The organism is Oceanobacillus sp. Castelsardo, assembly GCF_001659985.1.
Lineage (GTDB): Bacteria > Bacillota > Bacilli > Bacillales > Amphibacillaceae > Oceanobacillus.
Genome location: NZ_LYCS01000004.1, coordinates 1 through 14,394 on the forward strand (window position 1 = coordinate 1; position 14,394 = coordinate 14,394).

The 14,394-nt window shown below is 33.2% G+C and carries 15 protein-coding genes and 1 tRNA gene; 2 read left to right on the forward strand and 14 right to left on the reverse strand.

Going from position 1 to position 14,394, the window contains the following annotated elements:
* Positions 1-19: 19 nt before the first annotated feature.
* The 3 genes from A9178_RS08435 to A9178_RS08445 form a co-directional block, all read right to left on the reverse strand.
* Positions 20-94: transfer RNA gene (locus A9178_RS08435), tRNA-Asn, on the reverse strand.
* Positions 95-263: 169 nt separating this feature from the next.
* Positions 264-1,895, reverse strand: coding sequence for a Na/Pi cotransporter family protein (locus tag A9178_RS08440; RefSeq protein WP_068674296.1), 1,632 nt, complete (start codon positions 1,893-1,895; stop codon positions 264-266).
* Positions 1,896-2,165: 270 nt separating this feature from the next.
* The gene (locus tag A9178_RS08445) at positions 2,166-2,798 is read right to left on the reverse strand and encodes an NfeD family protein (protein ID WP_068674298.1); all 633 of its coding nucleotides are present in this window, start codon (positions 2,796-2,798) and stop codon (positions 2,166-2,168) included.
* Positions 2,799-2,932: 134 nt separating this feature from the next.
* On the opposite strand from A9178_RS08445, the gene A9178_RS08450 reads away from it, so the two are divergent.
* Positions 2,933-3,256, forward strand: coding sequence for a hypothetical protein (locus A9178_RS08450; RefSeq protein ID WP_068674300.1), 324 nt, complete (start codon positions 2,933-2,935; stop codon positions 3,254-3,256).
* A 37-nt stretch (positions 3,257-3,293) separates the two neighbouring features.
* Here A9178_RS08450 and A9178_RS08455 read toward each other — a convergent pair whose 3' ends face one another.
* Positions 3,294-3,656: a hypothetical protein gene (locus A9178_RS08455; protein ID WP_082918145.1), complete on the reverse strand. Its 363-nt coding sequence runs from the start codon at positions 3,654-3,656 to the stop codon at positions 3,294-3,296.
* Positions 3,657-3,833: 177 nt separating this feature from the next.
* Here A9178_RS08455 and A9178_RS08460 point away from each other — a divergent pair, with 177 nt between their 5' ends.
* Complete coding sequence (locus A9178_RS08460; protein ID WP_068674302.1) at positions 3,834-4,118, forward strand: DUF2624 family protein; 285 nt, start codon at positions 3,834-3,836, stop codon at positions 4,116-4,118.
* A 36-nt stretch (positions 4,119-4,154) separates the two neighbouring features.
* Here A9178_RS08460 and A9178_RS08465 read toward each other — a convergent pair whose 3' ends face one another.
* The 10 genes from A9178_RS08465 to ccpN all read right to left on the reverse strand — a co-directional run bounded on the left by A9178_RS08465 (position 4,155) and on the right by ccpN (position 14,387).
* Entirely contained in the window at positions 4,155-5,048 is an 894-nt protein-coding gene (locus tag A9178_RS08465; RefSeq protein WP_068674304.1) for a deoxyribonuclease IV, read from the reverse strand.
* Between the two features lie 42 nt (positions 5,049-5,090).
* Positions 5,091-6,404, reverse strand: a complete 1,314-nt coding sequence (locus A9178_RS08470; RefSeq protein WP_068674306.1) for a DEAD/DEAH box helicase — start codon at positions 6,402-6,404, stop codon at positions 5,091-5,093.
* A gap of 42 nt (positions 6,405-6,446) precedes the next feature.
* Positions 6,447-7,571, reverse strand: coding sequence for a Nif3-like dinuclear metal center hexameric protein (locus A9178_RS08475; protein ID WP_068674308.1), 1,125 nt, complete (start codon positions 7,569-7,571; stop codon positions 6,447-6,449).
* Entirely contained in the window at positions 7,552-8,274 is a 723-nt protein-coding gene (locus A9178_RS08480) for a tRNA (adenine(22)-N(1))-methyltransferase (protein WP_082918146.1), read from the reverse strand. The genes A9178_RS08475 and A9178_RS08480 overlap by 20 nt, the downstream gene beginning before the upstream one ends.
* Positions 8,275-8,397: 123 nt before the next feature.
* A complete protein-coding gene (gene cccA, locus A9178_RS08485) occupies positions 8,398-8,775 on the reverse strand; it encodes a cytochrome c550 (RefSeq protein WP_068674311.1) in 378 nt (125 codons plus the stop codon).
* 91 nt (positions 8,776-8,866) lie between these two features.
* The gene (locus A9178_RS08490) at positions 8,867-9,412 is read right to left on the reverse strand and encodes a hypothetical protein (RefSeq protein WP_068674313.1); all 546 of its coding nucleotides are present in this window, start codon (positions 9,410-9,412) and stop codon (positions 8,867-8,869) included.
* A 161-nt stretch (positions 9,413-9,573) separates the two neighbouring features.
* The gene (rpoD, locus tag A9178_RS08495; RefSeq protein ID WP_068674315.1) at positions 9,574-10,689 is read right to left on the reverse strand and encodes an RNA polymerase sigma factor RpoD; all 1,116 of its coding nucleotides are present in this window, start codon (positions 10,687-10,689) and stop codon (positions 9,574-9,576) included.
* 32 nt (positions 10,690-10,721) lie between these two features.
* Positions 10,722-12,545, reverse strand: coding sequence for a DNA primase (gene dnaG / locus A9178_RS08500; protein WP_068674317.1), 1,824 nt, complete (start codon positions 12,543-12,545; stop codon positions 10,722-10,724).
* A 384-nt stretch (positions 12,546-12,929) separates the two neighbouring features.
* Positions 12,930-13,733, reverse strand: coding sequence for a pyruvate, water dikinase regulatory protein (locus A9178_RS08505; RefSeq protein ID WP_068674319.1), 804 nt, complete (start codon positions 13,731-13,733; stop codon positions 12,930-12,932).
* A gap of 24 nt (positions 13,734-13,757) precedes the next feature.
* Entirely contained in the window at positions 13,758-14,387 is a 630-nt protein-coding gene (ccpN, locus tag A9178_RS08510) for a transcriptional regulator CcpN (RefSeq protein ID WP_068674321.1), read from the reverse strand.
* Between the last annotated feature and the right edge of the window lie 7 nt (positions 14,388-14,394).

Genomic DNA, 14,394 nt, shown 5'->3' on the forward strand with positions numbered 1-14,394 from the left:
CTGAGCTACGCCGCCACTTTGGCTCCACAGGTAGGATTCGAACCTACGACCGATCGGTTAACAGCCGATTGCTCTACCACTGAGCTACTGTGGAATAGTGAAATGTTAATAATTAACAACGATATAAAATTTATCATGTTTTATATCATTTGTCAACTCGTTTTTTATAATCTCGACAAACAGAAAATAACGTATTTTATAATATCATCTTACAATTTATTTTGCAAACAAAAAGAGAAGGCTTTTATACCTCCTCTTTCAACTTAATTATTATGACCTAAAACATACTCTGCAATGTTCACAGCATGGTCACCTATACGTTCTAGATTACTTATAATATCAACAAATACAATACCAGCGGAACCACTACAAAGTCCCTCGTTCATACGAATAATATGTCGTTTACGATAATCTCTTTCCATTTTATCAATTTCTTCTTCTCGTTGTACAACTTCCAGAGCTTTCTCTCTATCTGACTCATTTAAAGCATCTACAGCTTGCTTAACAGTCGTAGTAGTTAAATCAAACATAGTATTTAATTCACCCATTGCTTTATCTGAAATTTGTACTTTATTAGAAATCTTGTAGTCCACTAACTCGATTAGATTTTCAAAATGATCTCCTATTCGTTCAATATCACGTACGGAGTCCATTAATGCTGTATGTTTTTCACTTTCTAGTTCTGATAAAGATCTCCCGGAAACGGTCACTAGATATTCCGTAATATTGCGATCTAGATTATTAATTGCACCCTCAATTTGCATGGCCATGTCAGAATGTTTTTGAGAACCTGTTGTTAAATATAAGTTGGATTCTTCTAGACCTTTACAAGCATATTCTCCCATTCTAACTATTTCCTTTTTCGCTTGATCTAACGCTAATGTAGAAGATCTCTCAATGAAAATTGGATCCAAGTATTGTGGTTTATATTCAATAATCGTGTCTTTTCCAGGGATAATTTTTGTTACTAGCCATGCCAAGCCAGCTATAAACGGAAATTGTATGATAGTATTCATAATATTAAAGCTTCCGTGCGCAAATGCAATCGTCATTTCTGGATTCAAATTTAATTTTGTCTGTAAGAATGATACATAAGCTGCAAATGGAATTAATAAAATTAGAAAAATAATAGTACCGATTAGGTTAAAAAATACATGGGTAAATGCAGCTCGCCTTGCAGCAACAGATGCACCGATTGCTGCTAACATAGCAGTAATTGTTGTCCCTATATTATCACCAAATAAGACTGGAATTGCTGCATTTAATGTTATTGCACCCTCGGAAAAAAGACCTTGTAAAATACCAACGGTTGCACTTGAGCTTTGTACGATCAAAGTAAAAACTGTCCCAATAACAACACCAAGAATTGGATTATCACTCATACTTACCGTTAATTCATGGAAAGCTTCTAGTGAGCGTAAAGGTTTCATACCACTGCTCATTAATTCTAATCCAAAGAACAATGCACCAAATCCAAAGACAGCTTGACCTAGAGCATTTATAATTGGCTTCTTAAAAAAGAATATTAGAAACGCTCCTGCTGCTAGAATAGGTAAAGCATACTCACCAATATCAATACCGATAATAAATGCGGTAACAGTCGTTCCAATATTCGCTCCCATAATAACACCGATTGCTTGTCTTAAAGTCATAAAACCAGCATTAACAAGACCAACTGTTAATACGGTAGTGCCCGAACTACTTTGAATAAGAACTGTTACTACGGCACCAGCAACTACTCCAAGCAATGGGTTACTAGTAAATCGATCAAGTATATCTCTTAATCGGTCACCTGCAGACTTTTGTAAACCATCCCCCATAAATTTAATACCTAAAAGGAAGATTCCCAGTCCACCAAAAAATTCAAAGAGCAGTGTCTGAATATCTACATCCAATGAAATTACATCCTTTCATCCAATTATCAAAATTAAAAAACCCTACTCTATATTAAGGTCAGGTTAATCCATTGTAAAGATATTTCGCCATAATTTTACATTAAATTTACAATCCTCTACAAAGCTCAAATATATTTAGTTATTACCCTGTTTTTAATTTAAGTATTCTCAAAAATAAGCAATAAAAAAGACTGTTCTTTGTTAAGTTTCCCAAATACTTTTATTTTAACTATTTAGGACTATTAACTTTTACAGTCTTCTATATTGACACTATTTAATTTTTTCAACTAATATTTTTGTTCCATCCACTTGTATCACTTGTATATGGGAATCTTTATCAATCCATTGCCCATTGGATACTGCGCTATAATCTTTTTTATTTACCTCAATTGTACCAACTGGTCGTAAATCTGTTTTAGTCATTCCAATTTGACCTAACAGCTTTTCATATTCTTTACTCATGGAATTATATCCTGCCTCACTTGTTAATTGATCCTTTAGAGCTATTTTTGTCCACATTTCCCGCTTATTAAAGACTTTTAAAAATAGTAAAGACCCCACAGTACCTAGAATCACTCCAAGAACCGAGTACAATCCTGAAGTAAATGAGGGTGCTGCTAATGCCACGGAAATTAACATAATAGCGACACCAATGGTTGCTAATGTCCCATCATTTAAAATTTTACCATCAATAATAATTAATATTAGTCCTAAAAAGTACAAAATAAGCATAAGAATAAAGGAACTTGTTTGCACAACATAAGCACCAAAATAAACTGTAATAAAGCCTATTCCTAATAAACCAAAAACTCCTCGAGCATTTACTAATACCTCACCAATTAAAAACAATGAGCCTAATCCTGTTAAGACAAAACCTATCCATACGAAATCAAAAATTTCCAACTACATCCCCCCTATATTAATTATACGAAATGATTTGATTTTAGTTTCATTTTAGAAAAACTTCTTTACCGAAAAGTTACTGGCGAAGGAAAAAGTTTTCTTTAACTTTTATAGTATAATAAGGAGCAAGTCATATGTCCTTTTCCAAACGATTTATTCTATATATATCCATTATACTGTTAATTGCAAGCATTTATAAAGATTTATCGTTAGCTAATAATAGTATAGAAAATTATCATTACACTAAACCTCTAACAACAGCCAACAGTCACTACTCCATAGTAAAGGTTAAAGTTGAATTCGGGGACACTGTAATATCGATTGTTGAAGACATAAACAAAGGTAATATGAAAATTTCTTTAGAACAAATAATGGATGACTTCCAGCATTTGAATCCAAATACTAATTCTCAATCTATTCAACCAAAAAATTATTATTATTTTCCTCTATATAAGTAAAAAATGGAGACTGAGTTATCAGTCTCCATTCTTTAAGCTAAACGAAAGGCAATATAAATACTGTTACTAAGATAGAAATTGCTCCAGCAGCGATTGCAATATTTCCTAACGTATCTGCACCACGGGCTCTGGAAACAAAACCTAAAATAATCCCTGCTGCACCTAAAACGATTGGCCATACGAAGAATGAAATAATCGATAGAGCTAGACCAATCCAGCCATACATACTATTGACATCACCATCAACGTCGTCTCTATCTCTTACAGCATAATCATCGGCTGTAAATTCTGCAGCAAATTCCTCATTCCTAGAACTATCTGGTTCAATTTCAACAAAATCCTGATTTTTAATTTCTTCACCGTGTTTTGGAGCATTTTCTATATCTTTATAATCCGCCATGGGTTTTGACCTCCTTTATTAGTCGAGGTGCATTTATAGTGTATGGAATAACGACATGTTTATAATGTTATTTTTTGGAAACACGCTAAAAAAGGCGGTATTTTTTAATAATACAAGTTTATTTTCCCTTTATAAATGCATATAGTACAACAGATTCTATTTAAAGGAGGTTCGCTAATGTCCATTATCATCAAAGAATTAGTGAGAAGGAAGCTTAAACAAACAAGTGATATCGAATTATTAGATTACTCTCAACAATACGGTTTTTCCATATCTAAGGAACAAGCTAAGCAGATATCTAACTTTTTAAAACATTATAATGGTGATCCTTTTAGACACGATAATCGGGAAACAATGTTTAGGGAATTAGCAAATATTACTGATTTACACACAGCAAAAGCGGCAAGAAAATTACTTAACGAACTTATTAAGTCCTATGGATTAGAATATTTATTTGAATAAAAATAGGGATAACCTTAGGTTACCCCTATTTTTATCTTAACTATTTTGTATTTTTTCCTTTAGATTTTCTTCAAAATGACCACTTTTAATCATTTCAATTTCAAATTGGTATGGCGCCTTTTTATTTTTCTTTTCCTCTCCAACGAAGGGGGTTTCTAATATTTTAGGCAATTCTTGTAACTGAGGATGATGGATAATGTAATGCAAAGCCTTAAATCCAATATGCCCAAAACCTATATTTTCATGGCGGTCTTTATGAGCCCCTCTTTCATTTTTACTATCATTTACATGAACAACCTTAATTCTTTCAACACCAATAATTTTGTCAAATTCATTTAAAACCCCATCAAAATCATTCACTATATCGTATCCTGCATCATGTATATGGCAAGTGTCCATGCAAACAGATAATTTTTCATTTAGCGTGACCCCGTCAATAATTTGGGCAATTTCATCGAAAGAACGTCCAATTTCAGTTCCTTTACCTGCCATGGTTTCTAATGCTATTTGCACATCATTATTTTTTTCAAGAACTTCATTTAAACCCTCAATGATTTTTTTAATTCCATTTTCAGCTCCAGCTCCAACATGTGCACCGGGGTGTAAAACAATTTGCTTTGCTCCAATAGCCTGTGTGCGTTCAATTTCACTTCTTAAGAAATTAACACCAAGTTCAAAAGTTTCTGGTTTTGTTGTATTTCCGATATTAATGATATAAGGGGCATGTACAACGATGTCAGTGAGACCATTTTTTTCCATATGTTCACGCCCAGCCTCAATATTTAACTCTTCAATTGGTTTCCTTCTCGTATTTTGAGGTGCACCTGTATAAATCATAAACGTATTTGCACCATACGAAATAGCATCTTCACTTGAACCTAATAACATTTTTTTACCACTCATTGATACATGCGATCCAATTTTTAACAATTTCGACGCACTCTCCCTCTTTATTCCATCTTTGTTCCATTTCTACTTTTTATGTTTAGAATTTTTTTGCAATTGATTTTTTATGGAGATTTGTTGTTTTTTAAGTTTTTTCTTATATCCGGGTTTTACTTTTTTAGCTTTTGGCACCCTTTTCCAAGCTTCTTTTTCAAGATCAGTATTTGTATTTTTTCTTAATTGACGGTCATTCCAAGATTTTGCTTTCGTCCATTCGCCATTTTTAATATCCACATATTGGAATGAAAGACCTTTTTCTTCAAGTTTTTGAATCAACTTTAAGTCGTCTTCAAGGTATAAACTTATTGCTGTACCTTCCATTCCTGCTCTTGCAGTTCTTCCAACCCGATGGATATAAAATTCTTCTTCTTTCGGTATATCTGCGTTAATGACGTGACTAACACCTTTAATATCGATTCCTCTTGCTGCAAGATCAGTTGCAACAATGTACTGGTACCGAAGAGTTTGGATATCTTTAAGTACTCGTTTTCTTTCTCTTGGTGTTAAACCACCATGAATAATCCCTACGTCCAAACCTTTTTCTTGCAATTCTGATGCAAGTTCATCAGCTTGCTTCTTACCATTTGTAAAAATAATGCTAATGTAAGGATTAATCGCTTTAGAGATTTGCAAAATAATATCCGCTTTTTCCCGATGTTTAACCGCGACTAATAAATGCTCCATTGTTTCTGGGGAAAAATGATCATTTATTTTTACGTAAATTGGGTTTTCTAAATATTTCTTAAAAAAATGCTGTAATCGTTCAGGGATTGTAGCCGAAAATACTAATAATTGGATATCCCTTCTTGTCCGTACTAACAGTTGATCTACATCATTAATAAAACCTAAATCAAGCATTAAATCCGCTTCATCTATAACAAAAGATTTTGCAGAATATATAGAAAGTGCTTCTTCTTTTACTAAATCCAAAATCCTTCCAGGCGTTCCAACAATAATATGAGGAGGTTCCTTTAATTTTTCCTTCATTTTTTGCTTGTCAGTTCCACCTACTAATAACTTAGCTACCCATTCACTTTCTTTATTCGAAAATTGGATAATTTTTTTTACCTCATCATAAATTTGCATTGCCAATTCTCTAGTAGGGGTTGTTATAACAAATTGCACTTCCCTTTTTGTACTATCCAAGTTATTAAATAGTGGAAGAAGAAAAGCATGGGTTTTTCCTGATCCAGTTCTTGATTGACCAATAACACTATTTTTATTTAAAATTTTGGGAATGATTTTCTCTTGAATTTCAGTAGGTTTCTTAAATTTTAGTTGACGAATGACCTCAAGTATAGAAGGTTTCAATTCTAATTGTTCAAATTGTTTTTCTGTCATATAATTATTGCTCCTTTTTAGAAAACTTGGTATTCCTTCTTTCTAAACAATAAACTGAAATGGATCAGTGTTTGTTTCAGACATAAGGATTTCTATGGAAGAATGATGTTTTAATTCATTCTTTAAATAATCTACTGTATATTTTTTCATGATTTTTTCAATATAATGACCAGCATCAATGACAGATAAACCCATTTGCCAAGCATCTTGTGCTGTATGGAAAGTCATATCTCCGGTAATATAAACATCGGCACCTTTTTGTTTTGCAGTTTGGATGTATTTTTCTCCACTTCCACCTAATATTGCCACTTTCTCAACTCTTTTCTCTAGATCTCCAATAACCTTTAAACCTGAGATATTAAGGGATTGTTTAATTTGTTTACATAACTCTTCAAGGGTTAATTTTTGAGGTAACACACCAACGCGACCAATTCCAAAACGTTTTACACTGTTTTTTAGAGGATATATATCATATGCTGGCTCTTCATATGGATGAGCCTTTAATATGGACGAAATGACCTTATTAACTTTCTCTTCTGGCACAATAGTTTCCATACGAACTTCATCTACAAACTCCAATTGGTCAGCTGTACCAATATAAGGATTTGTACCCTCTAACGGTTTAAATGTTCCTTGACCTTCTGTTTGGAAAGTACAATGACTATAGTTCCCAATATGTCCTGCGCCACTATCAGATAGGGCATTTCTAATTTCCTTTATATGTGTCTTTGGAACATATACAACTATCTTTAATAAACGTTGTGCACTAGTCTCTAATAAGTTATCTGTAGAATGTATTCCAATCGATTGACAAAGCATATCATTCACACCACCAACTGCAGCATCTAAGTTAGTGTGAGCCGCATAAACCGTAATTTGATGATTAATTAACTTTCTTATAATTCGTCCTTGAGGGGAGTCAAAGTTAATTTGCTTCATTGGTTTAAATAGTAAGGGATGGTGAGAAATGATTAAATTTACTTCTTTCCGGATTGCTTCATCAACAACCGATTCTAATACGTCTAATGTTACCATAATTTTATTCACGTTTTGATTATGTGAACCTACTTGTAATCCAACATTGTCCCAATCATATGCCAGATATTTTGGCGCCCATTTCTCCATTAACTGAAAAACGTGAGAATTATTAATTGGATGCTTTTTCATCTTTAAGTTCCCCCTCCATCCATACCAATTCTTTTTCAAACTGTATTATTTTTTCTTTGTCACGTACATTAGCATTTTTCATTTGTGCTACAACTTGTTGCATTTTTTCATATTCATGTTGCCATTTCTTATAAAATTCAATTGTTTTATTTCTTAATAATACGGGACCAAATAACAATTCTTTTTCACTAAGATTGTTTATTTGTTGTGACTTTGTTTGTTCCGCAACTATTATTTCATAAATATGACCATTTTCTTCTATAATGGATTCATTAATAATATTAAAATTATTATTTAAAAACCATCGTCGTACATTTCTTGCATCGATATTAGGCTGAGCTATGATACGCTCAACATTAGTAAGTTTTTTCTTTCCTTCTTCTAGAATGGTCTTAATTAAAGATCCACCCATTCCAGCAATAACAACGTGATTAATATTATCATCATGTTTTATGATTTCCAAACCATTTCCTAATCGCACTTCAATAACATCGTTAAGTTCAGTATCACTTACTGTCTTCTTCGCACTATTAAAAGGCCCCTCATTTATTTCACCAGCAATGGCACGAGCAGTGTTATCTTTTAAACATATATAACAAGGCAAATAAGCGTGATCTGAGCCGATATCTGCAAATTTTGCACCTTTACCTATAAAGTTCGCTACTTGAATTAATCGATTAGATAGATTTATTGTAATTGTCATGGTTCTCTCCTTCCATTAGCAAGTTCCAGTGTTACTAACATAATCATTATTATACTTTCCAAACAACCAAAAAGAAAAGCTTTCTGATTATAACAGAAAGCTTAACCTTTTTATTATTCCTTATTATTGTTTTTCACTAAGCCAATTAGCTAATAATTCTAATTCCTCCGGTGCTAGTGATCCACCAAAAGGGGGCATTCCTGCATCTGTACCATTTCGGATAATTTCTGTAATTTCATCAACACTGTGTGAAGAACCAATTTTCGTCAAATCTGGACCCGCTCCACCGGATAAATCTGCTCCGTGACACGCAGTACAGTTAGCTGAATAGATTGCCTCAGGATCAGTTGATACTTCCCCTTCTTCAGCGGTTTGTTCTCCGCCTTCCTCTGCTTGTTGAATCGCATCCCGTTGATTCACCCCAATAAATGAAATAATAATGATAGCTAGTACCCCTACTACGGCAATAATTGCGTATGGTATAACCGGGTTCTTTTTCATTACGTTTCCTCCTTATGTAATCCCCTTTTTCCTTTATGTTTTTATTAAGGCTATATATAGTTTACTCGAAAATCGTCTAAGTTTAAAGAAATTAGATAAGAAATTTTATAAAATAATAAAAGATGGCAAAAATCAGGCCAGTGATACTTGTATATTTTAAATACTTTAACTGTTTTATGTAACCTAAATAAAGCCAAAAAACAAAATTTAATATAATTGTAACATTGACAAAAAAACTACCACTTGATAATGTTTTAGCTAAATGAATACTGAATAAAAGTATAATAAATAAAGCAATTATAAGAGCTATATGAGCCATAATGTCTGTACGTTTTTTTAAAGATTTAAAACACCATAACGTGTAAATAAAAAAAAGAAATAAAATAGCGAGTTGCAAAAGAGCTTCAAATCTCGTAAAATAAATCACAAGAAAAGAAAACGGTAACAGCAATGTACATAGTACTAGTTGCAGAATAGGGATTACCTTTTGGAACGAGCTTGATTTAATGAAATCATCGCTCTCCCCCTTCGTATATAATGCCAAAAGATAATCACAATACGTCTCGGGTAGCATTTTATTTCTTTTCCAATAATTTATTTCATTAATAATAATATTGATGCGATTATCATCAGGCATATAGAGTCATCTCCTGAAAAACGAGATTAATTAGAAAACTTGACATTCGCCAAGCCGTTAGGCAAATGCCTTAGTTGCACTTATACAAAATAGAAAAAATTTTTCTACCAAAGAGAAGAGCCATTGAAAACTCTTTCGTTTTCAATGACTACAATCCTCAATTAATCCATGAAGTCTTTTAGTCGTTTACTACGACTAGGATGTCTAAGTTTACGTAAAGCTTTAGCTTCAATTTGACGGATACGTTCTCGAGTTACACCAAAAACTTTCCCTACCTCTTCAAGTGTTCGAGTACGTCCATCATCGAGACCAAAGCGAAGTCGTAAAACGTTCTCTTCTCTATCTGTTAACGTATCAAGAACATCTTCTAACTGTTCTTTAAGAAGTTCATATGCAGCATGATCTGATGGTGAAATAGCTTCCTGATCTTCAATAAAATCACCTAAATGGGAATCATCTTCTTCTCCAATAGGGGTCTCTAATGATACGGGCTCCTGAGCGATTTTTAAAATTTCTCGAACTTTATCAGGTGCTAATTCCATTTCTTCACCAATTTCTTCTGGCGTCGGTTCTCTACCAAGATCCTGCAAAAGTGAACGTTGCACTCGAATTAATTTATTAATTGTTTCAACCATGTGAACCGGAATACGGATGGTTCTAGCTTGATCCGCGATTGCCCTAGTAATTGCCTGACGTATCCACCATGTTGCATACGTACTAAATTTAAAGCCTTTTCGATAATCAAACTTTTCTACAGCTTTCATCAGACCCATGTTACCTTCTTGAATTAAGTCAAGAAATAACATTCCACGGCCAACATATCTTTTAGCTATACTTACAACCAATCTCAAGTTCGCTTCAGCTAGTCTTCTTTTTGCTTCCTCGTCGCCCTCTTCAATTCGGTTTGCAAGTTCGATCTCCTCCGCTGCGGAAAGTAGATTAACACGGCCAATTTCTTTCAAATACATCCTTACTGGATCATTGATTTTTATTCCAAGAGGCACACTTAAATCCTCTACATTAAATTCTTCTTCTTTGGCAATTTCCTTCATGTTAGGATCATCTTCAGATTCACCTATTACTTCAACACCTTGTTCTTCTAATTGTTCATAGAACTCATCCATTTGATCTGATTCAATCTCAAAGTTGGATAAACGGTCCGCAATTTCTTCATATGCTAAAGTTCCCCGTTTTTTCCCTAATTCCATTAAGCCTTCTTTAATTTGCTCAAGGGTTTCTGTTTCTTTAATTTGTTGTGATTGTTCCTTATCAGCCATGAGTCCCCCTCCTTCCAATTCCATAGAAAAAATTAATTTGTGCGTTTCAATTGCTTCTGAATTTCAATAATTTGCATTGCAATTTGGGCAGCTTTTAATGGATCACTTTGCTGTTCGGCTAATTTTTGTTGCTCTTTTAATGTTTGAATATGAACATAATCGTCGTTTTGAAATTTTATAGTTCGAATATAATCACTAATTTCTTGATCACTTATGTTATCTAATGTAGGATACATGGCTATCTCCGATGTTAGTTTCTGTAATTCAGGTTCATTCAATCTTTCTATAAACAAACTAACATTTGCTTCATTACCCTCTTCATAAAAAGCATATAAATAAGTCGCAATGATTTTATGCAAATCCAAATTAAATTTTGCCCCTAACTCTTGCTGAACTTTTTCAGCAATTAATTCATCTTGGAGCATGTAAGCTAATAACTTTCTTTCAGCATTTTGGTAAGCCGGTAATAGTTTCTTATTTTTTTGTTGAATATTTGCTCTTTTATTATGACTATATCTAAGCGAATTATCCTTATTTCGAGACTGGTCTTCATATTTTCTTCTTTGGTTTTCCACGTCCTCTGTAAGTGATTCCATGGAAATATTAAACTCATTATGAAGTTCCTTCAAATAATATTCTCTCTCGACCAAACTATTAAGGCTGGAAATTTCCCTTATCACTTTTTCTATATAGTCAATGCGATCTCCTTCCACACTAAGATTATAATCCTTCTTAAGATATCGCATATAAAAGCTTAAATAAGTTTCACTCGTATCCAACACTTTGTTTTTGAAGGCTTCTCCCCCATTTAGTTTTATATAACTATCAGGATCTAAGCCTTCCTTTAAATTAGCAATTTTGACTTGGCATCCTACATTTTGAAGTAATTGGACTGCTTTATATGTTGCTTCAAGTCCAGCGTTATCTCCGTCATAACAGACAACTACCGTTTCAACATATCGTTTTAATAACTTAGCTTGTGTTTCTGTTAATGCAGTACCTAAAGTAGCAATAACGTTTTTTATTCCTGCCTGATAGGAAGATATAACATCCAAATACCCTTCAAATAATATTACTTCACTTTCTTTACGAATATGTTTCTTTGCTAAATCAAAATTGTATAAAATTTTTCCTTTTTGGAATAGCTCACTTTCAGGACTGTTCAAATATTTAGGTCCACCTTCTGCAATTAACCTTCCTCCAAATGCAACGGTTTTACCTAAATGATTACGAATAGGAAATATAATTCTTCCTCTAAATCGGTCAGTTACACTATTGTCATTTTGTAAAGAAAGTAAACCTTCTTTCACCAATAAAGCTTGATTAAACCCCTTTTTCTTTAAAAATTCAGCGGTAAAACTTTTTGCTGTCGTAGCAAATCCTAACTGAAATTCATCAATAGCATGATCATTTATTCCTCTTTCAATTAAATAGTGATACCCTTCCTTACCATCCCTTGTATGTCTCAATAAATGATGATATAGTTTCGTTAACCAATCAAAAGCTGATAAGACATTCTGGCTTTCTTGGGATATAGTAAACTCACTTTGATTGCTATTAATGGGAAGATCTATTCCACTACGCTTAGCTAAATGAGTGATTGCTTCAATAAAAGAGTACTTCTCCATTTCCATCATAAATGTAACGACATTGCCACCCTTACCACATCCAAAACAATGAAAAATTTGCTTATCTTGAGTGACTGAAAAAGAAGGTGTATTTTCACCATGGAAAGGACAAAGTCCAAAAAAGTTTTTACCTTGTTTTTTTAATTGGACATACTCTCCTATAACATCCACAATATCATTAGACTTACGAACTTCCTCAATGATTTCCTCTGGTATTTGATAGGCCATTTGAACCACCATACTTTAATTATTCGATATAAACTAAAATAATCCTTCATGTTTCGACATTTTTTTCTTAAACTAGAAAAAAATTTCTACCCTAATGAGTGAATAATGGAAGGATAGTGAGTAATCTATAAGGTCGCCATTTAATAGGCTTAATGTATAATTCTACATAATATTGTAAGATTCCTTCTTTATCCTAGATGTTTTATTTTTCAGAATATGTCTAAGTTACTTCACTTTACTATATATATATCTTTACACAAATAATTATTATAATACAATATTAATAAAATTTCTATAAAAACGTTTTAAAATTTTCCAATCAGAAGAAAAACATTCTACAACAGTAACGTGTAGAATGTTTTATCCTTCTATTATATACCTTCATTACTTGTGAATCTTTTGTAAAATCACATTCGCAGTTTCTTCTACTGCTTTATTAGAAACGTCTATTACTTTACAACCTATTCTTTCCACTATTTTATTAAAATAGTCAAGCTCTTGAGAAATTCTATCAATATTTGCATATGTTGCTTGATTCCCCAAACCCAAAGCTTTTAAACGCTCTTTTCTAATTTCATTTAGTTTTTCTGGTCGAATACTTAAACCTATGCATTTAGCTGGATCCACCTCAAATAATTCTTCCGGTGGGTCAACTTCAGGTACAATTGGTACGTTGGCAACTTTTAATCGTTTATGAGCCAAGTATTGGGATAGCGGAGTTTTAGAAGTCCGTGAAACTCCAATCAGTATAATATCGGCTCGTGCAATCCCACGTGGATCTCTACCATCATCGTACTTCACAGCAAACTCTATTGCCTCTACTCGTTTAAAGTAATCTTCATCAAGCTTATGAACTAATCCAGCTTCTAATCTAGGTTCCTTTTTGAAAACACGTTCCATCGCACTAATCATAGGTCCCATAATATCAATAACTTCTATTTTTAACTTACTGGCTTGATCATTTAAATAGTTTCTTAATGTTGGATTAACCAAAGTAAAACCGATTAAACCATCGTTTTCGATAGCCAACTGCAACGTTTCATCAATGGTTTGTTGATCCTCCACATACGGAATCCGTGAAATTTTATAATCTTGACTATTAAATTGACTTAAGCCTGCTTTCACTACTAATTCTGCAGTTTCCCCAACGGAATCCGATATAACATAAACAAGTCGTTCGGAACTCATAGCCTACCTCTCCATTCTTACAAATTAAACATTCTTCGCTGAAGCCAGTTCTACAAAAACTCTAGTAATTGTTGTTTTCGTTACTCTTCCAACAACCGTTAAACCATTTTCAACATCTTTTACTACGGGCATTCCATCAATTTGTTTATTTATTAGTTTCTGCGCAACATCGATTAATGAATCATCTTTTCGACAAACCGTAATGTTAGGCATTCTTGTCATAATTATGTGGACAGCGATACTGTTAAGATCTTGTTGTCCAATGCTTGCACGTAATAAATCTTTACGTGACAAAACACCAGACAAACAACCCTTATCATTTAGTACAAATAGTGTTCCAACATCTTCAAGAAACATCGTTGAAATGGCATCATAAACGGATACGTCCTCTTTTACAACAATAGGTATTTGTTGGAATTCTGCTACTTTATATTTTTTTATTTTCTCTGATAACAATTCAAATCCAGTTTTACCCGTGTAGAAATATCCCACTCTGGGCCTTGCATCAAGAAATCCGGACATTGTTAAAATGGCTAAGTCTGGACGTAATGTTGCACGTGTTAAACTTAACTTTTCCGCAATATTTTCACCGGTTATCGGGCCGTTCTCTTTAACAATCTCAATAATCTCCTCTTGCCTTTTTGATAATTCCACCCTTTCA